The following is a 25,077-nucleotide window of genomic DNA, read 5'->3' as shown; positions in this document are numbered from 1 at the left end:
TATGGCCTGGAGGAGGGACCGCTACTGGGACCCCTTCGACCTGATGAGGGAGATACAGGAGGAGATCGACGCCATATTCAGGGACATGATGCGCGGCCCGAGGCTCTGGAGCTGGCGCGAGCCCGAGGAGAGCATTACTACTAGCGAGACCTGGAGGGAGCCCTTTGCTGATATCTTCGACCGCGGCGATAAGTTCGTCATTACAGTAGAGCTCCCGGGAGTCCGCAAGGAGGACATCAAGCTCAGGGTTACAGAGGACACCGTCTACATTGAGGCCCAGATGAAGCGCGAGAAGGAGCTTGAGCGCGAAGGTGCAATAAGGATCGAGCGCTACTACAGCGGCTATAGGAGGGTCATCAGGCTACCAGAGGAGGTCATTCCAGAGAAGGCCAAGGCCCGCTACAACAACGGCGTCCTTGAGATCGAGGTGCCCAAGAAGAATCCCACCAAGCCAGAGACGGAGGGCTTCGAGGTTAAGATCGAGTGACGGCTTTTTGATTTTTATGATTTGCGGGTAAAATCAGTCAGTTTAACTGTCATCGGTCATGAAAAGCTGGAGGTGGTGAAAAATGACCGGAAGGAGAGAGGTTAAGTTGAAGGTGGCTTCCGCTTACCAGCGCGACGTTGGTAGGGGGATAGTCAGGATAGACAGGAAAGCCATGCGCGAGATTGGCGTGCAAAGCGGCGACATAATCGAGATCATCGGAACCAAGAACACCGCCGCGGTGGTCTGGCCCGCTTACCCAGAAGACGAGGGTCTGGGCGTCATCAGGATGGACGGAACCCTCAGGAAGAACGCGGGAGTTGGACTCGGCGACGAGGTAACTATAAGGAAGGCAGAGGTCAAGGAGGCCAAAAAGGTCATCGTCGCCCCGACTGAGCCAATACGCTTTGGCGGGGACTTCGTTGAGTGGCTCCACAGCAGGCTCGTCGGCAGGCCCGTCGTCAGGGGCGACTACATAAAGGTTGGTATTCTCGGCCAGGAGCTGACCTTCGTCGTCACGGCGACAACCCCTGCTGGGGTAGTCCAGATCACCGAGTTCACCGAATTCCAGGTCAGTGAGAAGCCCGTTACCGAGGTCAGCAAGACCACTACACTGGGTGTCACCTACGAGGACATCGGCGGACTTAAGGACGTCATCCAGAAGGTCAGGGAGATGATAGAGCTCCCGCTCAAGCACCCGGAGATATTCGAGAAGCTCGGCATTGAGCCGCCGAAGGGTGTTCTCCTTTATGGTCCTCCCGGAACGGGTAAGACGCTCTTAGCTAAGGCTGTAGCCAACGAGGCTAATGCTCACTTCATAGCTATCAACGGGCCCGAGATAATGAGCAAGTACTACGGTGAGAGCGAGGAGAGGCTGAGGGAAGTCTTCAAAGAAGCGGAAGAGAACGCTCCTGCGATAATCTTCATCGACGAAATTGATGCCATTGCGCCGAAGAGGGAAGAGGTCAGCGGCGAGGTTGAGAAGCGCGTTGTGAGCCAGCTGCTTACCCTGATGGACGGCCTGAAGAGCAGGGGCAAGGTCATAGTCATAGGTGCCACCAACAGGCCTGATGCGATCGATCCGGCGTTGAGGAGGCCGGGAAGGTTTGACAGGGAGCTCGAAGTCGGCGTTCCAGACAAGCAGGGAAGAAGGGAGATACTCCAGATACACACCAGGGGAATGCCCATCGAGCCAGAGTTCAGGAAGAGCAAGGTAATAGAGATACTCGAGGAGCTTGAGAGGAGCGAGACCTACAGGGATGCCGCTGAGAAGGCCCTGATGAAGATCAAGAAGGCCGAGAGCGAGGAGGAAATAAAGAAGGCACTGCGCGAGACAGACGAGAGGCTCTACGATGAGGTCAAGGCAAAGCTTATCGATGCCCTGCTCGACGAGCTGGCAGAGGTTACTCACGGCTTCGTCGGTGCCGACTTAGCGGCGCTCGCGAGAGAAGCGGCAATGGCCGCCCTCAGGAGGCTCATCCAGGAGGGCAAGATAGACTTCGAGGCCGAGCAAATACCCAGGGAGGTGCTTGAAGAGCTCAAGGTGACCAGGAAGGACTTCTATGAGGCGCTGAAGATGGTCGAGCCTTCGGCCCTCAGGGAGGTCCTCATTGAGGTTCCCAACGTCCGCTGGGACGACATTGGAGGACTTGAAGAGGTGAAGCAGGAGCTCAGGGAGGCAGTCGAGTGGCCGCTGAAGTATCCGGAGGCATTCATGGGTCTTGGCATCACACCGCCGAAGGGTATACTCCTCTACGGCCCACCTGGAACCGGTAAGACGCTCTTAGCTAAGGCCGTAGCTAACGAGAGTGAGGCCAACTTCATAGCGATTAAGGGGCCAGAAGTGCTGAGCAAGTGGGTCGGTGAGAGCGAGAAGAACGTCCGCGAGATATTCAGGAAGGCCCGTCAGGCGGCCCCGACGGTGATATTCATCGACGAGATAGACGCGATAGCCCCGCGCAGGGGAACAGATGTTAACAGGGTCACGGACAGGCTCATCAACCAGCTGCTCACAGAGATGGACGGAATCCAGGAGAACAGCGGGGTTGTCGTCATAGGCGCCACAAACAGGCCTGACATCATTGACCCGGCCCTGCTCAGACCGGGGAGGTTTGACAGGTTAATCCTTGTCCCGGCGCCGGACGAGAAGGCAAGGTTAGAGATATTCAAGGTGCACACGAGGAAGGTTCCGCTTGCTGAAGACGTCAGCCTCGAGGAGCTGGCGAAGAGAACAGAAGGCTACACCGGCGCCGACATCGAGGCAGTGGTCAGGGAGGCCGCGATGCTCGCGATGAGAAAGGCACTCCAGGAGGACATCATAAGGCCCGGCATGAAGGCCGACGAGATAAGGCAGAAGGTCAAGGTAACGATGAAGGACTTCGAGGAGGCGCTGAAGAAGATTGGCCCGAGCGTGAGCAGGGAGACGATGGAGTACTACAGAAGGATACAGGAGCAGTTCAAGCAGTCACGCGGAGCGTGACCCAGCGAACGGATGTTCGCGCGGTCGGGGGCTGATGTCCCCAATTTTCCATTCCCAAGGAGGTGAGGGGATGATTTACGGGGTTCTGCTGAGCATTCCTGAAAAGTTGGTTCCCAAGTATGAGGATGAAGTCAGAAAGGCAATAGGCTACGGGATAGCAAGGGGAGACGTGATAAGCTTCACCGAGGCGAGGTACAGGGGCGACGTTGCCTTCGTCATGCTCGCCCGTTCAAACCGGGCCGCGGAGAGAATGGTGTCCGAGCTCCAGAACATGCCAATTTACATCAAAGTTATAGAGATAGAGGGAGAGAGCTGAGCTCTCCCATTTATTTTAGCCTAGCTTATTGGAGGAGGGGAGGAGAATTAAGCTATGAGTTCAATCTCGTAGTCAACCGCCCTGAACTCGCGCATCTTTTTCCTGGCGAGTTCTTCGGCCCGGGCAATGTCGTTAGCCGGAACCACAATCTCCCAGGGCATCTCCTTGTCGCGGTAGTAGAGGATCCTGGCGAGCATACTTTCACCCCCATGTATCACTCCAAGTGAAATGCAATGAGAACTCTTTAAAACCCTTACCGCTATCTTTTGATCATCAATGCTCGCAAAATTTTAGGATTAAATGGGCAGAAATGAACATAAAACCCCACGATGCATTTAAGCGTCCATTTCAATACTGAAGGCGCGGAAGGGGCGCTGGGCTCAGCTTATTCGTCCCTTATCACGATCTCTATCCTCTTCCCCCCGCGGTAGCCCTTCATTGCTGAAAGCATGCCCTTTATCGTCTTCTCAACCAGCTCCTGCACCCAGTCCTTCATGGGAAGAACCTGACCGTCAACTTTGACCGTTACTTTTGGCTTTGAGCTGAGCACAACACAGTCCTGGAGGGTTTTCTCGCCCCCGACTATCATCCTCGCCATCTCGGCGCACTTAAAGCCGCATAGGCCACAGTCTATGTTGGGCAGCATGAAGGCGTGCTTTTCCACCAGGTCAGCAAGCTTCTCAGGCTCTTTTGTGGCATCTATAACCGGGAGGCCGTTGATCTCATTAACTCCGCTTCCAGCTATGACCCCGCTAACCGCTATCGCAAGTCCGTCGTTTAGTTCTGTAACCTCCTCCCCGTCCCTGGCGCAGATGACTTTGGGGACGTGCTGGATTGATTTAAACCCCTCCAAAAGGAGAAAATCCGCGTTGACCATCGAGAAGAGCGCGTTGATGTCTTTAGCCTTAAAAAGCAGGGCGTCGGTGTCGTTAGCCCTCACAAGGACAGAATCGGCTACCCGAGAGAAACGCCAGGTGTCACTTCCTTCCCTATCGAACTCGGAGTGCATGCTTTTAGCTACCGCCACCCGGTGGCCGCGCTCCTTCAAAACCCTCGCGACTGCCTCAACGGTGGTAGTTTTCCCGCTCTTCTTGAAGCCCACAAAAGCTATTGCCCTCATGGGCGGCACCTCACAGGAGAGTTATCCAGTTTATATCCTCTATCTTGGCGATGAGCTCCCTGGTCTTGTTGCCAGTGTAGTCCGTGACGTCCTTGATGAGAACAACCTCCTCGTCGAAGTCCACGAGCGTGCCCGAAAAGCTCGTTTCGCCTCCCAGACCTATCGCCACCCTCTTGCCTTTCCAGCGCTCCAGGGTTCTGTCCAGGAGGTACTGCTTTTCCTCGTGGCCCATCGTCCCACCCCACGAGCAAAAGCCTAAAAGGTTTTTTAGCCTTTCCGCCACAGGTGGAAGGTATGAGGGTTGCAACCAAAAGTCCGGCAATAAAGGAAGCCCTCCTTAGTGAGTTTAAGGGAAAGGGAATCTCCTTTGAGACGAGGGAAAGACAGTCCTACGAAGCCTTCGTGGGGTATGCAATCGAAGGTACCCTGGAGGAGATAAGGGCAAAGATAGAGGCCATGGAAAGCGTTGAAAAAGAGGAGATTCTGAAGGGATTCAACGCCTTTAAAGAGAACCTGGATCACCTGTCGGACCACTTGAAGGAAGGAGAGAAAGTGGACGAAATCCTAGCCGAAGGGCCGTGGGTGGCTGAGGTTCTTGACCAGCTCTTCAGAGCGGGAGCGCTGGAGTATTCCAACGGCACTGTAAAACTCAGGGATGGATTCGATGTGTCATCCGTCAGGTTCCACTTTAAGTTTCCCTTCGAACTCGTCCACGACCCAGAAAAGGCTGAAAGGGTAGCGAAGCAGTTCGTGTTCACGGATCTCGTTGAAGAGTACGAATTTGAAATAGGCGAACTTGATATAAGCAGGATCAATGAATTAGCCCAGATAATCGGGAGGTACTTCCCGGAGGAGCAGGTGCTAAAACTTTACTTTGGGCTAATAGGCAGGGCCATACTGTCCTCGGAGCTTCTCCGTGTTATAGGGGAACAAAAGATCGAAGAGGATGTGCTAAAAACAATGTTCTTGCAGGCCATGCCGATGGAGATACCGACGGAAAGGGGAACACTCGTTATAAACGCCTCCAGGGAGTTCCTTGAAGACCTTCTTCGCTTTCTGGAAAAGAAAGGCTATATAGACAGGAAGGCCGGAAAGGTTAAGAAGCTCCGAGACCTTTGAGTTCTCCACATTTTTGGACACCAAAAAGCTGTGGTGGGCCCGGGGGGCTTCGAACCCCCGACCACGCGGTTATGAGCCGCGCGCTCTGACCAGGCTGAGCTACGGGCCCACGGCTGGCGCCGCCGCCCGGGCTCGAACCGGGGACCGCCGGATTAACAGTCCGGCGCTCTACCAACTGAGCTACGGCGGCACGACCCAATGTAGGGAATACCAGGGGCATTTATAAATCTTGCGGTCTTGGTGGAGAAACGTATCAACTCCCTGTGAAGCGAGAGGAATCCAGGGAAGGTTTTTAACTCCAGGGGATAGAGAAGGGCGGTGATCGACTTGCGCATCGAAAAGTTTGTTTCCCTGATCCGGGAGAGGGGCTTTGAAGGGGCCCTCATAAGCCCTGGCGCCAATTTCTACTACCTCACGGGACTTAATCTTCACGAAGTCGGCGAGAGGCCCACCTTCCTGGTGGTAAACGCCGATGGAAACTACCACCTCCTCGCCCCCAGCCTCTACGAGAACGCCATAGAGGACTTTCCCGTCACCTTCTGGAGGGACGGCGAGAACCCCTACCACAAGCTCGCCCTGATCCTCGGGGAGCTGGAGCTCTCGGGGGGTAAACTGCTCGTCGAGGACACCATGAGGGCAGACTGGCTTCTAAATATCCTGCGCACTGGAAACCGCGCCTTTGAGCCCTACCCCTTGAGCCCCGTGATGGGGGAGCTCCGCATGAGGAAAGAGCCCGACGAGATCGAGGCGATGGAGCAGGCCGCTAAGGTAGTAGACCGCGTTTTTGAAGAGGTGTTAAGCTGGGACATCCCCGGGATGCGCGAGAAGGAGCTTGCGCTTAAAATCGAGCTCAGGATCAGGGAGCTCTCGGACGGCATCTCCTTCGAGCCGATAGTGGCGAGCGGTGAAAACGCGGCCAACCCGCACCACACCCCCGGGGACAGGAGGATACGCAAAGGGGACATAGTAATCCTTGACTACGGCGCAAAGGTTAGGGGCTACTGCTCCGACATAACGAGAACGATAGCGGTAGGTCAGCCCGACGAGAAGCTGGTTGAGATATACGACGTCGTCAAAGAGGCCCAGGAGAACGCTTACAGGGCCGTTAGAGAAGGGGTGAAGGCCAAGGAAGTCGACAGAAGCGCGAGGGAGACGATAGCGAAGGCGGGCTACGGTGAATACTTCACCCACAGGACGGGCCACGGCCTCGGGCTGGAGATCCATGAAGAGCCCTACATAAGTCCAGAAGGCGAGGTAACCCTTGAGGATGGCATGACCTTCACGATAGAGCCGGGGATCTACATCCCAGGGGTCGGGGGAGTTAGGATAGAGGACGACGTCCTCGTGGACAGGGGCAGAGGAAAGAGGCTGACGAGGGCCAAGGGGGAGCTCGTGGTGCTCTGACCTAATCCAAAAACCTTAAATACCCAAAGCCTTTACCGCTTCCGATGCCGATGAGGGGGGAATGTCTTCTCCACCGCGATCTCAGCGGCAACTGATTTCACCTATAACCCCCCTATTTTGGAGTTTCGCACTTTTGAAGCTGGCAGCTCCCTTTTGGCGGTGAAAATCGAAGCTAAAGGAGGTTTTAGCCATGGCTGAGCTTGACTTCAGGGCCATTGAGGAGAAGTGGCAAAAGCGCTGGATTGAGGCGAGGGTCTTCGAGCCCCAGAGGGATGCAAAGCCAAAGGACAAGAAGTTCTACATAACGGTGGCCTTCCCGTACCTCTCCGGTCACCTCCACATCGGCCACGCGAGGACCTACACGATTCCGGATGTAATAGCGCGCTTCAAGAGAATGCAGGGTTACAACGTCCTCTTCCCGATGGCGTGGCACATCACCGGCGCGCCGATAGTAGGAATAGCGGAGCGCATAAAGAACCGCGACTCAAAGACGATACAGATCTACCGCGACATCTACAAGGTTCCGGAGGATGTGCTCTGGAAATTCGAAGACCCGAAGGAAATTGTAAAATACTTCATGAGGGCCGCCAAGGAGACCTTCATAAGGGCAGGTTTTAGCGTCGACTGGACGAGGGAGTTCTACACAACGAGCCTTTTCCCACCTTTCAGCAAGTTCATAGAGTGGCAGTTCTGGACGCTCAAGGACATGGGGCTTGTCATCAAGGGTGCCCACCGCGTCCGCTGGGATCCAGTGGTCGAGACGCCGCTCGGCGACCACGACATAATGGAAGGAGAGGACATCCAGATTCTTGACTACGTCATAATCAAGTTCATCATCGAGGAGGACGGCGAGGTTATCTATCTCCCCGCAGCAACGCTCAGGCCAGAGACCGTCTACGGCGTCACCAACATGTGGCTGAACCCCGGCGCGACATACGTCAAGGCGAAGGTCAGGAGGGGCGAGAGGGAGGAGACCTGGATAGTCAGCAAGGAGGCCGCCTACAAGCTCTCCTTCCAAGATAGGGAAATCGAAGTCATCGAGGAGTTCAGGGGCGAGAGGCTGATAGGGAAATACGTCAAGAACCCCGTCACAGGGGACGAGGTCATAATCCTTCCAGCCGAGTTCGTTGACCCGGACAACGCGACCGGAGTTGTTATGAGCGTGCCAGCACACGCGCCCTTTGACCACATCGCCCTGGAAGACCTGAAGAAAGAGGCCGAGATACTCCTCAAATACGATATAGATCCCAGAGTTGTCGAGGGGATAAGCTACATCTCGCTGATCAAGCTGGAAGGCTATGGCGAGTTCCCGGCAGTTGAAGAAGCCCAGAGGCTCGGGGTGAAGAGCCAGAAGGACAGGGAGAAGCTTGAGGAAGCCACAAGGAACATCTACAAGGCCGAGTACCACAAGGGAATTTTCAAGGTGGAGCCGTACGCCGGGAAGCCGGTTCAGGAGGTAAAGGATATCATAGCGAAGGAGCTCCAGGAGAGGGGTATTGCTGAGGTGATGTATGAGTTTGCGGATAAGCCGGTCATAAGCCGCTTTGGGAACAGGGCGGTAATCAAGATAATCCACGACCAGTGGTTCATAGATTATGGAAATCTAGAGTGGAAGGGGAAGGCGAGGGAAGCTCTGGCTAACATGAGGATTTACCCGGAGAGCAGGAGGGCCCAGTTCGAGAGTATAATAGACTGGCTCGATGAAAAGGCCTGTGCGAGGAAGGTTGGCCTTGGAACGCCGCTTCCTTGGGATCCCGACTGGGTAATCGAGAGCCTGAGCGACTCAACAATATACATGGCCTACTACACCATAAGCAGGCACATCAACCAGCTCAGGGACGAAGGCAAGCTCGACCCGGAGAAGCTCGACAGGGAGTTCTTCGACTACATATTCAGGGAGGACTTTGACGAGGAAAAGGAGAGAAAGCTCGCCGAGAAGACCGGAATACCGGCGGAGACCATTCGCGATATGAAGGAGGAGTTTGAGTACTGGTATCCGCTCGACTGGCGCTGCTCCGCCAAAGACCTCATCCCAAACCACCTGACGTTCTTCATATTCAACCACGTGGCGATATTCAGGAGAGAACACTGGCCGAAGGGCATAGCGGTAAACGGCTTCGGGACGCTCGAGGGCGAGAAGATGAGCAAGAGCAAGGGCAACGTGCTGAACTTCATTGACGCAATCGAGGAGAATGGGGCAGACGTTGTGAGGCTCTACATAATGGGACTGGCGGAGCACGACAGCGACTTTGACTGGCGCAGGAAGGACGTGGGCAAGCTCCGCAAGCAGGTTGAGAGGTTCTACGAGCTCGTAAGCGAGTTCGCAAGCTATGAGGCCAGAGAGGGAGTTGAGCTCAGGGACATCGACCGCTGGATGCTCCACCGCCTGAACAAGGCCATCGAGGAAACAACCAATGCCCTCGAGGAGTTCAAGACTAGAACGGCAGTGCAGTGGGCGTTTTACGCAGTTCTTAACGACCTGCGCTTGTACATGCACAGAACTGAAGGCAGGGACGACGAGGCAAAGCGCTACGTGCTGAGGAAGCTCGCTGAAGTCTGGGTCAGGCTCATGGCGCCCTTCACACCCCACATAAGCGAAGAACTCTGGGAGAAGCTCGGGGGGGAGGGCTTCGTCAGCCTGGCGAAGTGGCCCGAGCCGGTTCCAGAGTGGTGGAACGAGATGGTTGAGAGAGAGGAGCAGTTCGTCCAGTCAGTCATCGAGGACATCAAGGAGATAATAAGGGTTGCCAGGCTCGAAAATGCAAAGAAGGCTTACATTTACACCGCTCCGGAGTGGAAGTGGAAGGTAGTCGAAGTCGTTGCAGAGAAGAAGGACTTCAAGTCAGCGATGGCAGAGCTGATGAAGGAGCCGGAGATGAGGGAGCGGGGCAAGGAGGTGAGCAAACTGATACAGAACCTCATCCAGGAGCGCGCCTTTGAAGTGAAGCGCATAGATGAGGAGAAAGCGCTGAGAGAAGCCAAGGACTTCTTGGAGAAGGAGCTTGGTCTGGAGATAATCATCAACGCTGAAGAAGACAAGGGCGGAAAGAAGAAGCAGGCCATGCCGCTGAAGCCTGCGGTGTTTGTGGAGTGAGTTTTTACTTTATTTTGGAAAATTAGTGAAACCTAATCCATGTCAAGAGCAGCAATGCTCCAATAACAAGTGCCCACCAAGCTTCATCTCTTTTTCGTTTTATTGCCAGAATTCCCACGCCCAAAAAATAAAATAGGAATGAGGCTCCTATTATGAAACCAATCGCATCCATGTTATCACCTCAAATTAATTGTGCCATATAATCACAGGCCCTCCAAAATATTGTGTGATATATATGCCTTTGTGTCCACCAATTGCATCCACGGTATATACATATGCCCCTGCAGCTAAAAGCGCCACCGCAACTATCCCAACGATCTCGGGTGCTACTCCAAGGGCAGCTAATAATGACGCCAGTTCCTCTTTTGCTATTGCCCTCGCAGCACTAGATACCCCACCCCAAAGAAGAAGTATCTGTATTATGTCCTGCGTTTCTTGCTCAGTAAATTTTACTTTCCATCCATACCAATGGCTCTCAAAAGTAGCATCAGGAGTTACTGCATGTTTTATCTGGGTAGAAACTGAAGAGTAGTATTCTATTTTTCCAAACGCAGTTCTAAATTTCTCAAGCTGGTTTGCGGAGTATTCGTGTGTATGAACCTTTCCGTTAGTTATAGTTTGAACGACTGTTGTAGTCCTGGTTTTGCTCATAACTTTTGAAAGGGCCACCGAATTACCATCATAGATTCCTGTTATTGCTCCCTTAGAAGTGTCTATAGTGAAGACGGAGTATGAGCCAGCCTTGTATCCATGGATGTTCCCTAAAGAGAGTTCGTCTTTTGATATTCCAAATGCCCCAATCTCGTTCAAGACTAAGGATCGTATCTTTATCATATCATGAACGGACAATGGGGATACCCTCACCTGAAGGGGCGCAAGGTTGTCATTTAAAACCATAGCCGTTGCACTTGCACTTCCAGCCGTTACTCCAAGCATCAGCAGTCCCAGCAGGACTGCAAACAAGGGCTTCCACCTCATAGGGTTTCCTCCGGCAGTTTTGCACTCAATTTTAGATCAAGCCCCTTTATAAGTTTTACTATTTGGCTTAGTGTTCAACGATGCTGTTGAAGTAATCCCATTAACACTACTTTGCCTCCAACTTTTTGAGAAAATAGAACAGAGTAAAGAGCTACATGGTTGTGCCGTCAATAGGAAACAGGATTAATATTCCTGGCTTTCAGCTCTCCTTTCTCATAGGCCGATGATACACGCGATTGAAGTTCACTATCACTTCAAGTTCCGCACAAATCAAGGTAAAACTCTTTCCCTTACCTTTGCCGTATATTCCACCCTCCGAGCAGTTTCCTCTGGATGAACTCTTCGGGGAATACTGGCTCTATACGCATTGGCTCCTTTCCGCTTCGTATGAGTTCCACTAATCTGTTGATGTCATTTTCAACTACCTCATCCGGGAACACGGCCCGAAAGCCACCCAAGGTTTTCGCCTCATTGCCAAAGACGTTCATGATCACCTGCCCTCCGTGGAGGAGCACCAGGGAGTCTACATCCTTCAGACCCGCGAGAACGTGGGAAACTATGACGATGTCAATCTTTTTCCTGAGCTCAAAGAATGCCTCGACCAGCTCGATTTTTGCTATTATGTCGACGTTGCTGAAGGGCTCATCGAGGAAGACCACCTTAGGGCCCCCCGCAAAAGCCATGGCCGCTATGAACCTCCGCTTGTATCCTTGGGACAGCTCCCTAAATCTTTTTGTTCTGTGCTTCCCAAGCCCGAAGATCTCGATGATATCATCAACGTTGTCTTCTCCTCTAAGCTCCGCCACTGCCCTGAGGTAGCCCTCAACCCTGACGTTGGGAGGAAGTATCGTTTTTTCAAAGGCAAACCCTATGTCGCTGCGGGGCACTTCGAAGTAGTTCTTCCCGAGCAGTTTGAGAGTGCCTCCGTCTGGCTTTGTTATCCCAGCCAGGATCTTTATCAGGGTCGTCTTACCGCTTCCGTTGGGGCCCAAGATCAACGAAAGTCCCCTGGACAGTGAAAAGGTAACCCCTTTAAGAGCCTGCACGTCGCCATAGGATTTACTCAAATTTGAACACTCCAAAAGCATAACCGATCACACCTCCCAGCAGTAGGAGGATTATGGGGGAAGATGGCAAGCTTCCCTCAGGGGTCAGCCTTACGGTAACGTCTGTTGTCTGGTTCAGGATCACTATCCTCAGTGCCCTGTTTGATACCGAGATTCTCTCCGGGTTTCTTGTGAGTCCCTCAGCTGTTTGGATATAGAGCGTGCAGTTTCCGGTAAAGGACACGCGGTATGTACCCGCCACTGGAAGGACGACTTCTTTGTACGCTACTTGGCGTTCTTCGATGCCTGAACCTTTCATCCCTGGAGGCAGGAAAATCTGGTATTTGACCGTAAACGTCAGTGGTTGCTCGGTCTGATAAAGCTTAAACCCGAAGAAGGCTCCGGAGATCAGGGCTGTCAAGAGCACGATGTGGAGAATTTTTGCCTTAATAAAAATCACCCCCCTTAAACAGGCACATCAATATGAAGGGCGTTGTGCCATACATTAGTAAGCCAGCATACACGTATCTGTCAAGGTGGAACTTTGTGTCCCAGAGGAAGTAAGTGAGTCTCTCAAAGGGAAGTATAACAGAACCGATCTGATGCGCGGTGCCAGAGAGGATCACAGCAAGGAACAGCATTCCCAGTGGAATGATGGATTCACGGGAGAGAACGGAGAGGAGAGATACCAGAACGAACCCTGCAAGCGTGGAAAGTATAAGGGTCCCGAACAGGACGAGGAAAAACCTTGATTCAAGTGAGATTCCCGAAACTTCGGCAACGCCACTGAACACTACCACCGCCGTTGAGATTAAGAAGATACTGTAAAGGAAACCAAAAATCAGCCTGCCCGAGAGGGCCTTGTCCCTGCCCAGGAAAGCTATGTCGTTTATTATCGTTCCTCTGTAGATGGGTTCGGCAATTAAAAAAGCTGCCAGAAGCCCACCGAGGAGAAAAACCGCCTGGTGTATCCTCGAAACAGCGACAAAGAGGGAGGAAATCTGGGAGGATACAGCGCTTTCAAATAGATCCATCCTCGAGGTAACGTTATTGAGGTACTGTAAATCCATGTCGGGAATCATTGCCGTGATTTCACTATTCACTGTTATTCCGTTAAGTTTTGGAAGGTAAGCCCATATCACGTACTGGATTATCAGGGGGGATACTATTAAAAATGCCAAGAGTTGGGGGCTTGATTTTATCTCCTCCCCGATAGTCTTAAAGGACAACATTTTTATCGCCTCCTTTTAACTACCAAGACCAATACAAGGGCAATGACTCCTCCCCCAAGGAGGTAGATGGCCGGGGAAGTGTTCGACGGCGGAGAGATCGATTTGACATTCCTCAGAAACTCTCTCGTCTCCGGTGTATCCTTAAGATTGATGGTCATTACGATGGCCCCATTGATTATTCCAAAAGGATCCTCCGGAAGGTACGTGGCTCCGTCTACTAAGTATGGGCCCCTAAATGTTAGATCGATTGTGAAATTCTCGTAGGTTTCCTCTATGCATCGAGGCACGTCGTTGGTGTTCTCAGGAAGGCTCCATCCCTTGCACCTGAGTACCCTTATTGGTCCTCCCTGGAGGGACACCGACCAGCCGATGTGGTTTTCGGGGCTCTTATTTTTCAGATACAGGTCTATCGGGATGGGTTTAAGTTCAATTCCACTGGTGTAGACAGAACCATTTGTCGAGAACTCAGGCCAGTACTGAAAGAAAAAAGCCGACTTTCTACCTAACATGAAAGTGTTGGTGTCTCTCTTGACCTCAAACGTCACGTTCTTCTTTTCAACTGGACAGCCCACAACAGGGGTTCCATTTTTATAGAGAACGCATTCATAGAAAGAAACGGTTTCGTGGACTATGTAGTAGTTCCCCCTGTCGTCTACAGTCATGTTCTCTATTCTGAATTTATAATGGGAGGAGTCCTGCTTCCCCCCTGCTGCGATAATACGTCCCTCCCACGCCAGGGGCACGCTTACGGCTGTGGCAAACTGGGAGCCCAACAGAAAGATAAAAAGCAGGAGGAAGATGGTAGCCCTTAACATCGCACTCCTCCGCACTGACTTCCCCCCTTAGACGATGTATTCAGGACTTGGTATGAAATAGGACACACACTCCCCAAAGTCCACTATCTTTTCTATTTTTGGGTGGTCCCAGAACCATTTGTCTGTCTTTTTGTAAACTATGACATGGTAGTATGTTTTGATGTAGTATAGCATTCCATCCTTGGATCTATATGCGAAAGGCTCTCCGACGTCTAAGCTGACTGAGTAATCTATCTTTGTGTAACCAATTATGGGAGTACTATAGCCTTTTGTCTGATACGTGCTACCTGCATAGAACCCTATATATTTGTTAATCGAATCATCATAGTTAGCCCATTGCCATACACCCCAAGCTGCACCATGGTGGTCATTCCAAGAAACACTGAAGGAGACTTCCACGCCCCTATATGAGACACCGAACGTTAGACGAGGCTGTATTCCGTCCTCAGTAGCCCCTGTTCTTGAACCTGCTGGGGTACCCCATACCGTAGCACTTGCACTCCCTGCCGTCACTCCAAGCATCAGCAGCCCTATCAGGGCTGCGAACAAGGGCTTCCACTTCATGGGATTCACCTTCAGCAGTTTTGTACTGAATTTTAGATCAAGCCCTTTATAAGTTTTACTATTTGGCTTAGTGCTCCATGATACTGTTGAAGTAATTCCATTAACACCACTTCGCCTCGAGCGTTTTGAGAGAAATGAAGGCGGAGTAAAGAAGTTGCATGGCCATGCAATCAGCGGGAAAAGCCAAGAAAAAGTCCTTCGGAATTTTCGGTGGCAGCAGAAAGGCTATCACTGCGAAGACCTTTAGAAGTGACGAAACCCAGACCGGGTAAGGTCTCGGCATCTCCTCTGCTGAACGGAGCACAATCCCGTCATCGAAAATCTCTGCATCCCCGGGCATTCTCAGGAGAACAAGGGCAGTAACAAAGTCCCCGGCCATGCCGGCCGTGTTGAAGGTATAAAAACCCAGAAGGCCGAGTGGAGGAGCCAGGCCAGGCTCAGGGCCACAAGCAATGGCCGTGTATGGCGCTAAAATAAGTCTGCCAATCGTTGTAACTCCGAATCGAACCCTACCCCCATGAGCCTGGCGGTAAGGGCGTGAAGTCCCTCATGGAGCGGAATCAACAGAACCCAGGGCAGGAGACCGATGTAGAAGGCATCCCACGGAGAACTCGCGGAAATCTCGACCCGGGGGACTGCCATGAGAGAAAATAATAGCACAGAAGGGAGAGAATAACGAGGTCGGAAGGGTAATTGGAGAGTTTAAGCTCTCCCATCAAAACTCCCTCTCAACTAAAAACTCGGCCAAAAGCTCCAAATCCTTTCTGGCTTCGCTCTCGGGGAGGACTTTGAGGGCTTCATTGGCTTCCTTAACGAGGTTCTTGGCGTACTGGGCGGCATAGTCTATGCTGCCGTACTTTCTGAGGAGCTCGATGGCTTTGGCGACCTCTTCTTTAACCTTCTCGTCGTGTATGAGCGCGTCGCCCTTCGCATCCCCCGCGTATTTACCAAAGACCTTGAGGAACTCGGCCTTATCTTTTTTGCTGGCCTTGCTGAAGAAGTGGCTGACTATGAGGGTCTTCTTGCCTTTCCTTATGTCGCTTCCAACTGGCTTGCCCAGCTTCTCCTCGTCCGCTATGAGGTCGAGCACGTCGTCCCATATCTGGAAGGCCATTCCAACGTTCATGCCCCACTTCGACAGAGCCTGAATGTACTCCTCGTTGTCTGTCCCGACTATGGCTCCTATTTCGGCCGAACCCTGGAACAGTGCGCCGGTCTTTCCGCTTATCATCCGGAGGTATTCCTCGACGGTAACTTCCTCCCTCTTCTCGAACTCTATGTCGAGCGCCTGGCCTTCACAGAGCATGTTGGAAGTCCTGACGAGGACATCCAGGATTCTGGCCTTCTTTTCGGGGGAAACACTGGCCTTGGCTATCGCCTCGAAGGCCTTGCTGAAGAGCAGGTCTCCAGCCAAAATCGCCATGTTAACTCCCCACAGCCTGTGCACGGTCGGCCTCCCGCGCCTCAGCTCGTCCATGTCCATTATATCATCGTGAACGAGGGAGTAGTTGTGTATGAACTCGACCGATGCTGCTGGATAAAGGGCCTCCTCCGGGTTGCCGCCGACCGCTTCAGCCGCGCGGAGAACGACGAAGGGGCGGACCCTCTTTCCCCCCGCGAGCGGGTAATGCCTGGCGGCGTCGTAAAGGGTTTTTGGATCCTTCTCCGGGACTAACTCGAAAATAACTCCCTCAACGTCCCTCGTGATGATTTTGATCCGCGCAAACAGTTCATCGTAATTGCCCATTGTATCACCCCTTAACCTTAAGCCGAGAGGGAAAGGGCGAACACCTTTATCAGTTTTTTGCCTCACTGGAGAGCTTCGCCACCCCATCACCTATCTCAACGGTATAACCGTTCCTCGAAACGAAGACGTCCCTGCCAATGAGGTAGCCCTCTTCCTCGGCCAGTTCGGCGTAGTGGGTCAGCATCCTGAACTCGCCGTGGGCGGGAACGATGTTCTCTGGATTGAGCATCCTTATGAGGTAACGGTGGTCTTCCCTGCTGGCGTGGCCGCTTACGTGGAGGCCCGTTATCATCCTGACGCCCTTCATCCTGAGCTTTGTCTCCAAAACGTAGCGCTGGGCCATGTTGAGCGGGTTCGGTATCGTTCCGGCTGAAAAGACAACGGTGTCGTCCTTTCCCAGGTCATAGAGCTCACCGTTTGCCATTCTCGTGAGAACGGCCCCGGGTTCGCCCTGGTGGCCGGTAACGACGAGGAGGTAGTTCTCCCTTGCACTTGAGACCTCCGAGAGGACTTTTCCTATCGCGTTCGGGCTCTTAACGGCCCTGGCACCTTTCATCTTTATCAGCCCGAGCTGCTTCGCTATACCCGTGTACTTGGCCAGCGAGCGGCCCACAAAAACCGCCTGCCTGTTCATTTTATTGGCTATCCAGATGAGCTCCTGAAGGCGGGCTATGTGGGAAGCGAAGGTCGTCGCTATTAAACCCTTCTCGTCAACCCCCTCGTAGAGGAAGAAGTCCTCGAGGAGCATCTGGGCGACGGCTTCACTGGGGGTTTTAGTCGGCTCGGCAACGCGGGTTGATTCCGCGATCAGGACTTTAACGCCCTCCTTTCCGAGCTCCTTCAGCCTTTTGTAGTCGGGCCTCTCGCCGAGCGGGTTGTTGTTGTCGAACTTAAAATCTCCGGTGTGGACCACCGCCCCTTCAGGCGTGTGGACGACAACCATGGCCGCCTGCGGTATCGAGTGGGTTGTCCGGACAAACTCTATGGCGAGGTTCTCGCTGACCTGGACTATTTCGCCGAACTGGGTCTCGTACATCGGGTTTTTGACCTCGAAGTACTCCTCGCTCTTGACCTCGCTTTTGGCGAGCTTTACAGTGTAGGGCGTGCCGTAGATCGGGACGTCGGGATAGTGGGGGGCCAGCTTTGCGACGGCACCTATGTGGTCGAGGTGGCCGTGGGTAAGGGCTATTGCCACTACCTTTTTATCCCTGAGGATCGAGTCGTCCGGGATGGCCCCGAGCTTCTGGAGCTCCTTCGTCGGGAACTGCTGGATGTTAACGTCCTCGTGGATGAGAACGCGATCGAGGCGAATGCCCATGTCGATTATAACGACCTCCTCCCTGCCTCCGTCACTGTAGCCTACAGCCGTCATGTTCTTGCCAACTTCCTCGTAACCGCTGATCGTGTAGATTTTTATCATCCCTCTTCCTCCTCACGCCCCCAGGCCTCTCATGAGGCGTGGGGCTGCGCTGGTTTTAGTTTGGCTCAGGGGTTTAAAAATGTGTGCGCCAATTGTTCTCATTCCAAAGCCAGGAGATAGGGGATTAAAACTAAGCGCAAAGCCCCGATGAAATCCACGCGTCACCTGTGCCTCAGGTATTCCCTCAGATCAATCCTCTGCTCCAGCCACTCCCTCGTGAAGCCCGTGATCACGAGCGGGACTTTCCTCAGCTCTTCCATATTTTTAGCTCCGACGAGGAACATGGCGTTCCTTATCTCCTCGATGTAGCGCCTCAGGATTTTGATCACTCCCTCTACGTCGCCCTTTACAGCTGGCCTGAGGAGCGGGAGGGCCACACCGGCGAAGGTGGCGCCCATTGCCAGGGCCTTGGCCATGGTTATTCCGTCCCTCATCCCGCCGGTCGCTATTATTGGAAGATCGGTCGAATAGCGCACTTCGGCAACGCTTATGGCCGTCTTGATCCCCCAGTCCCAGAAGCGCAAGGCCAGGGCTTTTCCAATCTCGTTTTTCGCCCTGTAGTACTCAACTGCGCTCCAGCTCGTCCCTCCGAGGCCGCCGACGTCTATCGCGTCAATCCCTATGCTCTCAAGCCTTATGGCAACTTCCTTCGAAACTCCTGCACCGGTTTCCTTCGCTATTATCGGGTAAGGAAACTCGGCTTTGAGCTCTGCCAGGGCCTTCAGAACACCCCTGTAATGCGTGTCTCCCTCGGGCTGGACGCTCTCCTGGAGGGGGTTCATGTGGATTGCTAAAGCGTCGGCCTGAATAGTCTCAACTGCCTTCAAGGCCTCTTCAAGGCCATAGCGCTCGGGTATTGTCTCGGAGAACTGGGGGGCGCCGAGGTTACCGACGAGGAATACATCCGGGGCAACATCCCTCACGTAGTAGCTCTCCCAGGTTTCTGGCTTTCTTATCATCGCCCTCTGGCTCCCAACGCCCATCGGGATGTTCAGCTCCTGGGCGGCTTTGGCCAGGGTCTTATTTATCCTTCCGGCGAGCTGGGAGCCCTTCGTTCCGCCGGTCATTCCCGCTATGAAAATCGGGTAGTCAAAGCGTCTTCCCAGGAACTCGACGCTGAGGTCGATTTCATCCTTATCGATCTCGGGGAGGCTCATGTGGACGAAGTGAACGTCCTCGAACCCGTTGGAAACGTGCGCCTGCACGTTCCTATTGAGGCAGTGCTCTATGTGCTCGAACTTCCTGATGAGCGTAAGTTCCTCCCTGTCAAAGGCCTGCATTCACACCACCTGGGGGAGAAGGGCGGGGAAAGTTAAGAGGTTTTGGGTGCCTGTCATGGTTCCCACAATAACCCTCTCCCTGGGCAGCAACAACGGAATACTGATGACCTTCAACGTCAGGCTGTTTCCAGAGAACATCATGGAGCTCGTAAACAGCTTCTCACTGAGCGTCTTCAGACTTGGCGTTAAGGTTGAAGGTGAGAGCTTAAAGAGGGTTCTGACCATCGTCAGAAGCCCGTTCCTTGAGTACAACCTCAAGTCCTGGAGCTATATAGTGACCAAAGGCGGGCTCATTTTCACGCCCGAGAAAGAGCCGTATTAAGGCTTTTTTCTGCAGGCCACGCCCTTCGGAAGAGGGTTTCGAGTTGTGGGCTGTGAAAACTAAAGGAGAAAAGCTTGATGGTCAGAGCTTCCACCTTTCCAGCCGGATCCCCTTTTCCTCCAGAAAGCGGGCGGCCTTTTCTGCTTCCTCCTCGCTCCCGGCGAAGATTATCAGGCCTATGTACTTCCCGAAGCCCTTCGGCGAGGAGTGGATTCTGACGTTGAAGCGCTCCAGGGCCTCTTTCAATAGGGGCGCGAGCTTGCTCTCGTCGGTTATCCCGGCGAGAAACTTAAGCTGGACGAACTTTCTCTCGCCAAGTCTGGGCAGGACTTCGTTTTCTAAGATAGCTTTCATCTCCCGCGGCATTCCGGGGAGGACGAAGATTTTAACGCCATTGTGCTCGATATAAGCACCTGGGGCCGCCCCCTCGCTGTTCTCCAGCGGCTCCGCCCCCTCCGGCAGGTAGGCCATCTTCATCCTCCCTTCGTTCAGAGCCGGATCGTCTATGTAGCCCTCCCTGTAAAGGCGCTCGTAGAAGGCCTTAATTTTCTCGAGGCATTCCTCGCAGAGAACGAGCCTCCTCCCCAGGGCTTCGGCGACGGCTAACATGGTGACATCATCGTGGGTCGGGCCCAACCCACCGGAGATAACGAGGACATCGGGCTTCCTCTCGAGGATCTCGTTGATTGCCTTCTTTATCTCCCCAACGTCGTCTCCAACGGTGGTTATCCTCCTCACCCAGTAGCCCCTCTCGGTCAGCCTCTTCGCTATGAAAGCGGAGTTGCTGTCAACGGTGTTCCCCGTGAGGAGCTCATCACCTACCGTCATAACTTCAGCCAGCAAGTTCTCACCCCCTCACCCTCGTCCCGAAGCCATCCCCCCTTATCGCCCCGCTCAACCTTCCGGGGACTTTTCCGTTCACGAACCAGACTTCAGAGTAACCTGCTATCTTTTTTGCCTCCCTGAGCTTGTTGCATATTCCCCCGGTAACGTCTGTTCCAGAGGCAGTGCAGTGGAACCCCTCGAGCAGGGCGTCGATTTCATCCCTTGAGAGGTTCTGGATCAGCCCCCCCTCCCCGGGCTTTCCGTAATAAATGCCGTCTACATCCATTAGGAAGATCACCTTCTTTGGCTGAAGCATCCTGGCGAGGTAGGTTATTACCTGGTCGCCGGAAAGGATGTCTATCCCCTTTGCAAGGTCGAGGGAGACGTCGCCGAAGAGCACCGGGATGAACTTCAGTTCCAGTAACCTTTCAATGACCTCAAGGTCGCCGTAGGCCACTTCCCCGTTCTCGGTTATGAAGATGGAAGAGGTAGAGACAGAGAAAGCGGGCAGGTTCTCGGCGACAAAGGCCTCTATGAACCTCGCGTTTGCCCTCAGCATCGCCTGGTGGGTCAGAGTAAAGCCGACCCTTTTGAGGCTTGCCGACTCCCAGTCCCCGGGCAGGCCTTCCCTTATGCCGTACTTTTTCGCCTCGGGGTGGCCGAAGCTGCCCCCGCCGTGGACTACGATAAAGTCTTCCCCGGGATAAAAGTTCGCCATCTCCCTCGCTATCGTCCTGACGGTTTCCATGTCAAAGTTCTCTGGGTTGCCTCTCTTGTCGCTGAAGACGCTTCCGCCGATTTTGACGATTATCATGGCAGAACCTCCTCTATACGGAGTCCTTCGCGACTTATCTCGGTTATAATTGGCGTTCCTCCTGCTATCGTTATGGCCGTTGCCACTTCGCTCTGCTTCTCAGGAGCTAAAGCATACATACAGCCGCCTCCCCCGGCTCCGGTTATCTTCGCCCCCAGGGCGCCGGCGGTTCTCGCGGCGTAGACAAGCTCGCTGAGCTTCTTGGTGGAAACACCAAGGGCGTCCAAAAGGCCGTGGTTGATGTTCATGAGCCTGCCGAGGCGGGCGAGCTTCATCCCCTCCTCGAGCTCAGATAATAATGTCTCAATCGCCTCCTCCACGACCTTACCCATTGAAGTCAGGATCGGCTCGACTATCTCGGGCATCTCCTCGTAGGTTCTCCTCACCATCGCCACCAGCTCTTTGGTTGGGCCGCTCGAGCCCGTGTAACCAACGACTATCGGCAACTCCACGAAGGGGAGGTGCTCGAACTTGCCCTTCTCGTAGTGGATTATCCCCCCTATGGCTGAAATCGTCGGATCTACCCCGCTTGAAGCACCCTGAACCAGGAGCTCAACGCGGTGGCCGAGTTTGGCTATCTCCTCGCGGGTGAGCTCGAGGCCGAGGAGCTTCGAGACCGCCCCAATGGTTGCAACGGCAACGGCAGCGGAGCTTCCAAGTCCCGCCCCAACGGGAATCTGAGAAGTTATTGAGACCGTTACCCCTTTCCCGTTTGCATCAGCCTCCTCCATGACGAGCTCTATCGCCTGGCGGACATAGCTTAGAACCTCGGCGGCCTTTCCGTAGTCGCTCTCGAAGTATATCTCGTTCTCTGAGAAGGAAACTATCAAGCCGGGCGTCTTTATGTCGTGGGCCTCGATCTTTATCCTTTTGGAGTCGTTGAACTCGGCCCTGACGTAGGTTCGGAGATTTATGGCGGCCGCTATTGCCGGCTTTCCGTAAACCACGCTGTGCTCCCCGAAGAGGATGATTTTAGCGGGAGCAGAGGCCAGAACCCTCATCTTTGACCCTCCAGAGTACTTTTTAAGCGGAATTCAACCTCATCCAGGTCGTTTTCATTCCGAAAACAATGCAAGTTCTTTTTGAGCGCCCTCCGGTTACCGAGGATCCCTATCACCCTTTCGCTCACTTCCTCATCACTATGCTCGCGTAGCCAACCACGGCGTCGGTCGAGCGGCTCACCTCAAAGCTCGTGGTGTAGTGGAGCAGCTCGGCCTCAACCGCACCAGCCAGGCGGGAGTAAACTATCGCGGTCCCAACGCCACCGGGCCCGCACATCGTGTGGTCGAGCTTTCTAACCTCGTTGAACATCCCATCAACGTCAAAGTCAAGTATGTGCCTTATCACCTGAAAGTCCCACTCCTTTATCCTGTGGGGAAGCTCGTCAGCCCTGGCCCTGAACGGCACGTAGCCGTAAACTACCCCATAGTGGGTGAAGTCGGTGCTGGCAATAACGACAACGTCCCTCCCGAGCCCCTTAGAGGCCTCAAAGATGGCTTTTCCAAGGTCCCGGGCAACTTCTTCGTCCTGGATTCCGAGGGTTATGGGGACGATTTTTACGTCCTTTCCGGCCTGCTCAGCGATGTACTGGATGAAGGGCACCTGCACCTCTATAGAGTGTTCGTAAGTGTGCGCCCGCTTGTCGAGATCCGCTATTCCCGAGAGCCTCGCTATCGCCTTGGCCATCTCGGAATCGACTTCTACGCCTCCAAGCGGGGTTAGCCACTCACCCTCCGGGTAGACGGCTATGGGTGAGCCCAGTCCGGTGTGGTTGGGCCCGAGTATCACGAAGGTTTCAGGCAAGCCGTCCTCAAATATCGCCTTGTAGGTTCTGCTGGCTGTGTAACCTGAGAAAACGTAGCCGGCGTGCGGTGCAACGCCTGCAGTGATTTTCCTCTTGTTTCCCTCCTCGCCCAAATCTCTGAAGAACCTCTCGAGCATCCCCAAGAGAGTCTCGTCATCGGGATAGAAGCTACCCGCGACCGCAGGATACCTGACTTCCATTCTCCCACCCCCAACATTCTCGTCATCGAAGTTTAAATCCCTTCGGTCAGCTTGAGGCCCGAGCCCGTCAGGGGTAGCAGAACCCTTGAGCCCTCAGCTATTTCCCCGGTCTCGACCAGCTTCCACATTGCCGCAAGAACAACGGCAGAGGTGGGCTCAACGAGGAAGCCCGCCCCTTTAAGCCAGCCCAGTGCCCTCCTGGTTTCAGTTTCGTCAACGCTCACGCAGAGGCCGTTCGTCTCTTTTAGGGCCCGCTTCATCTCCCCAAGGCGGGGTGGCCTGGGAATCGCTATTCCATCGGCGAGGCTGTTCTTTACGGGCGAGCGATTACACAGGCTCTCGTAACCAGCCGCTTGAACAGCAACGAAGACCGGGAGCTCTGCTATCTCATCCATCATCTCAAGCTCTTTAAAGCCCTTCCAGAGGCCGAGGAACAGAGTCCCGCTCCCCGTGGGGACCAAAACGTAGTCCAGGACCCCAACCTGCTCGTAAACCTCAAAGGCGGCCGTTTTTGTTCCTTCGATGAAGTAGGGGTTAAGCCAGTGGGAGACGTATGTTAGGCCTTCCCTCTCGGCGAACTCCTTAGCCCTCTCGTGAACGGCCATTCTGTCCCCTTCGACGAAGTGGACAATCGCACCGAGTCTCTGGAGGAGGGAGAGCTTTTCTGGAAGGGTATCGTAGGAGACGAAGACGTGGGCCTTTATACCGGCGGGAGGTGAGTAGAGGGCCATGCTTAGGGCGGCGTTTCCGGAGCTGTCGAGGACTACCTCGCTTATCCCTTCCTCCATCAGCTTTGCCACGGTTACCCATGTCCCTCTATCCTTGAAAGAGCCGCTCGGCTGGAGGTAGTCGAGCTTGAAGAGGGCAAAGACCGACCCTATCTGAACTGAAGCGGTTGGCGTTATAGCCGGTATCGCGGGGGGAAGGTAGTTGCCCCCGATGGGGAGGAAGCTGAGGTATCTCCTGATGTCCAGGTAGGGCAGGAGGCTTCCGGAGAAGTCGTAATAGTCCCTTTCAACGAGTAGCGTCCCACCGCAGTCGCATCCCATCCTGAATGTCTCGGGATAAGTCCTGCCGCACCTCGTGCACCTGAGCATGCTTTCAACCCCAAAGGCTTTTTAGTTCCAGCGCTGATCATAGCGCAAAGGAGCATAAAAAGGTGGTTGTCATGGGGGAGAAGTTCATCTCGGCCGAGAGGCCTCAAACAGAGGAGGGCTACCAGTACCACATAGCCTGCAAGCCCGGTGACGTTGCGCGCTACGTTCTCCTTCCAGGAGACCCTGGGAGGGTTCCTAAGATAAGCTCGCTCTGGGATGAGGCGAGGGAGATAGCCTTCCACCGCGAGTACAGGACGCACACCGGGAAATACAGGGGCGTTCCGATAAGCGTCACATCAACGGGCATAGGCGGGCCGTCGACAGCCATAGCCGTTGAAGAGTTAGCGGCGATAGGTGCCGACACCTTCATCCGCGTTGGCTCGACCGGTGCGATACAGCCCGGGATAGAGATAGGGGACTTAATCATTGCGAAGGCCGCTGTGAGGCTCGAGGGAACTTCAAAGCAGTACGTAAGGATTGAATACCCTGCCGTTGCCGATTTGGAGGTCACGATGGCCTTGATTGAAGCGGCCGAGAGTTTAGGCGTCAGGTACCACGTGGGTATAGCAGCTTCAACGGACAGCTTCTACCTCGGGCAGGGCAGGCCGGGCTTAAACGGCTACTTCCCGAGCTTTGCCAGGAACATCCTCGACGACCTCAGGCAGGCAAGGGTTACCAACTTTGAGATGGAGGCCGCTACCCTCTACACGCTGGCGAACATCTACGGCCTCAGAGCGGGTTGCATCTGCGCCGTCTTTGCCAACAGGATCACCAACGAGTTTGGCAAGGCGGGAGAGAAAGAAGCGGCCCTGGTAGCGAGCGAGGCTGTAAGGATACTCCACGAGTGGGATGAGGAGAAGGAGAAAGCCGGGAAAAAGGTCTGGTTCCCGGGGCTCAGGTCTAAGGGTGCGCGGTGA

At 54.0% G+C, this 25,077-nt stretch carries 27 protein-coding genes and 2 tRNA genes; 8 read left to right on the top strand and 21 right to left on the bottom strand.

From position 1 onward, the window contains the following. Position 1 precedes the first annotated feature (1 nt). From ACZ47M_RS02355 to ACZ47M_RS02345, 3 genes are all read left to right on the top strand, one after another. Entirely contained in the window at positions 2–487 is a 486-nt protein-coding gene (locus ACZ47M_RS02355; protein WP_315339658.1) for an Hsp20/alpha crystallin family protein, read from the top strand. Positions 488–569: 82 nt separating this feature from the next. Next, entirely contained in the window at positions 570–2,963 is a 2,394-nt protein-coding gene (locus ACZ47M_RS02350) for a CDC48 family AAA ATPase (RefSeq protein WP_315339656.1), read from the top strand. A gap of 70 nt (positions 2,964–3,033) precedes the next feature. Next, positions 3,034–3,279 carry a hypothetical protein gene (locus ACZ47M_RS02345; protein ID WP_010477162.1) on the top strand — a complete coding sequence of 82 codons (246 nt, stop codon included), beginning with the start codon at positions 3,034–3,036 and terminating at the stop codon, positions 3,277–3,279. Between the two features lie 47 nt (positions 3,280–3,326). On the opposite strand, the gene ACZ47M_RS02340 is transcribed toward ACZ47M_RS02345, so the two are convergent. The 3 genes from ACZ47M_RS02340 to ACZ47M_RS02330 all read right to left on the bottom strand — a co-directional run bounded on the left by ACZ47M_RS02340 (position 3,327) and on the right by ACZ47M_RS02330 (position 4,631). Continuing rightward, a complete protein-coding gene (locus tag ACZ47M_RS02340) occupies positions 3,327–3,497 on the bottom strand; it encodes a hypothetical protein (protein ID WP_315339652.1) in 171 nt (56 codons plus the stop codon). A 167-nt stretch (positions 3,498–3,664) separates the two neighbouring features. Next, positions 3,665–4,399, bottom strand: coding sequence for a molybdopterin-guanine dinucleotide biosynthesis protein MobB (locus ACZ47M_RS02335; protein WP_315339650.1), 735 nt, complete (start codon positions 4,397–4,399; stop codon positions 3,665–3,667). A gap of 10 nt (positions 4,400–4,409) precedes the next feature. Next, positions 4,410–4,631 carry an LSm family protein gene (locus ACZ47M_RS02330; protein WP_315339648.1) on the bottom strand — a complete coding sequence of 74 codons (222 nt, stop codon included), beginning with the start codon at positions 4,629–4,631 and terminating at the stop codon, positions 4,410–4,412. Positions 4,632–4,693: 62 nt separating this feature from the next. Here ACZ47M_RS02330 and ACZ47M_RS02325 point away from each other — a divergent pair, with 62 nt between their 5' ends. Continuing rightward, positions 4,694–5,518: a hypothetical protein gene (locus tag ACZ47M_RS02325; protein WP_315339647.1), complete on the top strand. Its 825-nt coding sequence runs from the start codon at positions 4,694–4,696 to the stop codon at positions 5,516–5,518. Positions 5,519–5,549: 31 nt separating this feature from the next. Here ACZ47M_RS02325 and ACZ47M_RS02320 read toward each other — a convergent pair. Both ACZ47M_RS02320 and ACZ47M_RS02315 read right to left on the bottom strand, forming a co-directional pair. After that, positions 5,550–5,627 (bottom strand) — tRNA-Ile (locus ACZ47M_RS02320). Between the two features lie 5 nt (positions 5,628–5,632). Then, positions 5,633–5,708, bottom strand: a tRNA-Asn gene (locus tag ACZ47M_RS02315). Positions 5,709–5,845: 137 nt separating this feature from the next. Between ACZ47M_RS02315 and ACZ47M_RS02310 the strand changes: the two genes are divergently transcribed. After that, positions 5,846–6,922, top strand: a complete 1,077-nt coding sequence (locus ACZ47M_RS02310) for a M24 family metallopeptidase (RefSeq protein ID WP_315340876.1) — start codon at positions 5,846–5,848, stop codon at positions 6,920–6,922. Between the two features lie 190 nt (positions 6,923–7,112). After that, positions 7,113–10,016: a leucine--tRNA ligase gene (gene leuS, locus ACZ47M_RS02305; protein WP_315339645.1), complete on the top strand. Its 2,904-nt coding sequence runs from the start codon at positions 7,113–7,115 to the stop codon at positions 10,014–10,016. 22 nt (positions 10,017–10,038) lie between these two features. Here leuS and ACZ47M_RS02300 read toward each other — a convergent pair whose 3' ends face one another. The 11 genes from ACZ47M_RS02300 to fni all read right to left on the bottom strand — a co-directional run bounded on the left by ACZ47M_RS02300 (position 10,039) and on the right by fni (position 19,098). Beyond that, positions 10,039–10,188 (bottom strand): hypothetical protein, encoded by a 150-nt coding sequence (locus tag ACZ47M_RS02300; RefSeq protein WP_315339643.1) that lies wholly within the window; start codon positions 10,186–10,188, stop codon positions 10,039–10,041. Between the two features lie 14 nt (positions 10,189–10,202). Continuing rightward, the gene (locus ACZ47M_RS02295; protein WP_315339642.1) at positions 10,203–10,979 is read right to left on the bottom strand and encodes a hypothetical protein; all 777 of its coding nucleotides are present in this window, start codon (positions 10,977–10,979) and stop codon (positions 10,203–10,205) included. Positions 10,980–11,284: 305 nt separating this feature from the next. Continuing rightward, complete coding sequence (locus ACZ47M_RS02290) at positions 11,285–12,082, bottom strand: ABC transporter ATP-binding protein (RefSeq protein ID WP_315339641.1); 798 nt, start codon at positions 12,080–12,082, stop codon at positions 11,285–11,287. Next, positions 12,054–12,500 (bottom strand): hypothetical protein, encoded by a 447-nt coding sequence (locus ACZ47M_RS02285; protein WP_315339639.1) that lies wholly within the window; start codon positions 12,498–12,500, stop codon positions 12,054–12,056. Before ACZ47M_RS02285 ends, ACZ47M_RS02290 begins: the two co-directional genes overlap by 29 nt. Beyond that, complete coding sequence (locus tag ACZ47M_RS02280) at positions 12,487–13,272, bottom strand: hypothetical protein (protein ID WP_315339638.1); 786 nt, start codon at positions 13,270–13,272, stop codon at positions 12,487–12,489. The genes ACZ47M_RS02285 and ACZ47M_RS02280 overlap by 14 nt, the downstream gene beginning before the upstream one ends. A gap of 2 nt (positions 13,273–13,274) precedes the next feature. Beyond that, positions 13,275–14,102 carry a hypothetical protein gene (locus ACZ47M_RS02275; RefSeq protein WP_315339636.1) on the bottom strand — a complete coding sequence of 276 codons (828 nt, stop codon included), beginning with the start codon at positions 14,100–14,102 and terminating at the stop codon, positions 13,275–13,277. A gap of 12 nt (positions 14,103–14,114) precedes the next feature. Continuing rightward, positions 14,115–14,651, bottom strand: a complete 537-nt coding sequence (locus ACZ47M_RS02270) for a hypothetical protein (protein WP_315339634.1) — start codon at positions 14,649–14,651, stop codon at positions 14,115–14,117. A 100-nt stretch (positions 14,652–14,751) separates the two neighbouring features. Further along, complete coding sequence (locus ACZ47M_RS02265; RefSeq protein WP_315339632.1) at positions 14,752–15,030, bottom strand: hypothetical protein; 279 nt, start codon at positions 15,028–15,030, stop codon at positions 14,752–14,754. A 336-nt stretch (positions 15,031–15,366) separates the two neighbouring features. Beyond that, positions 15,367–16,398 (bottom strand): polyprenyl synthetase family protein, encoded by a 1,032-nt coding sequence (locus ACZ47M_RS02260; protein ID WP_315339630.1) that lies wholly within the window; start codon positions 16,396–16,398, stop codon positions 15,367–15,369. A gap of 49 nt (positions 16,399–16,447) precedes the next feature. Beyond that, positions 16,448–17,818, bottom strand: coding sequence for an RNase J family beta-CASP ribonuclease (locus tag ACZ47M_RS02255; protein ID WP_315339628.1), 1,371 nt, complete (start codon positions 17,816–17,818; stop codon positions 16,448–16,450). Between the two features lie 161 nt (positions 17,819–17,979). Further along, positions 17,980–19,098: a type 2 isopentenyl-diphosphate Delta-isomerase gene (gene fni, locus ACZ47M_RS02250; RefSeq protein WP_315339626.1), complete on the bottom strand. Its 1,119-nt coding sequence runs from the start codon at positions 19,096–19,098 to the stop codon at positions 17,980–17,982. A gap of 55 nt (positions 19,099–19,153) precedes the next feature. Here fni and ACZ47M_RS02245 point away from each other — a divergent pair, with 55 nt between their 5' ends. Beyond that, on the top strand, positions 19,154–19,420 hold the full coding sequence (locus tag ACZ47M_RS02245; RefSeq protein WP_315339625.1) for a hypothetical protein: 267 nt from the start codon (positions 19,154–19,156) through the stop codon (positions 19,418–19,420). An 81-nt stretch (positions 19,421–19,501) separates the two neighbouring features. Here the strand turns inward: ACZ47M_RS02245 and ACZ47M_RS02240 are convergent, their stop codons facing one another. The 5 genes from ACZ47M_RS02240 to ACZ47M_RS02220 all read right to left on the bottom strand — a co-directional run bounded on the left by ACZ47M_RS02240 (position 19,502) and on the right by ACZ47M_RS02220 (position 24,160). After that, positions 19,502–20,263 (bottom strand): molybdopterin-binding protein, encoded by a 762-nt coding sequence (locus tag ACZ47M_RS02240; RefSeq protein WP_315339623.1) that lies wholly within the window; start codon positions 20,261–20,263, stop codon positions 19,502–19,504. A 4-nt stretch (positions 20,264–20,267) separates the two neighbouring features. Next, positions 20,268–21,059 (bottom strand): isopentenyl phosphate kinase, encoded by a 792-nt coding sequence (locus tag ACZ47M_RS02235; RefSeq protein ID WP_315339621.1) that lies wholly within the window; start codon positions 21,057–21,059, stop codon positions 20,268–20,270. Then, positions 21,056–22,060, bottom strand: coding sequence for a mevalonate kinase (locus ACZ47M_RS02230; protein ID WP_315339619.1), 1,005 nt, complete (start codon positions 22,058–22,060; stop codon positions 21,056–21,058). The genes ACZ47M_RS02235 and ACZ47M_RS02230 overlap by 4 nt, the downstream gene beginning before the upstream one ends. A gap of 124 nt (positions 22,061–22,184) precedes the next feature. Continuing rightward, positions 22,185–23,063 (bottom strand): MEMO1 family protein, encoded by an 879-nt coding sequence (locus ACZ47M_RS02225; RefSeq protein ID WP_315339617.1) that lies wholly within the window; start codon positions 23,061–23,063, stop codon positions 22,185–22,187. A gap of 32 nt (positions 23,064–23,095) precedes the next feature. Further along, a complete protein-coding gene (locus ACZ47M_RS02220) occupies positions 23,096–24,160 on the bottom strand; it encodes a pyridoxal-phosphate dependent enzyme (protein WP_315339616.1) in 1,065 nt (354 codons plus the stop codon). 71 nt (positions 24,161–24,231) lie between these two features. Here ACZ47M_RS02220 and udp point away from each other — a divergent pair, with 71 nt between their 5' ends. After that, positions 24,232–25,077 (top strand): uridine phosphorylase, encoded by an 846-nt coding sequence (gene udp, locus ACZ47M_RS02215; RefSeq protein WP_315339614.1) that lies wholly within the window; start codon positions 24,232–24,234, stop codon positions 25,075–25,077.

This window comes from Thermococcus waiotapuensis (assembly GCF_055384795.1).
This window is presented reverse-complemented; position numbering and strand designations above follow the sequence as displayed.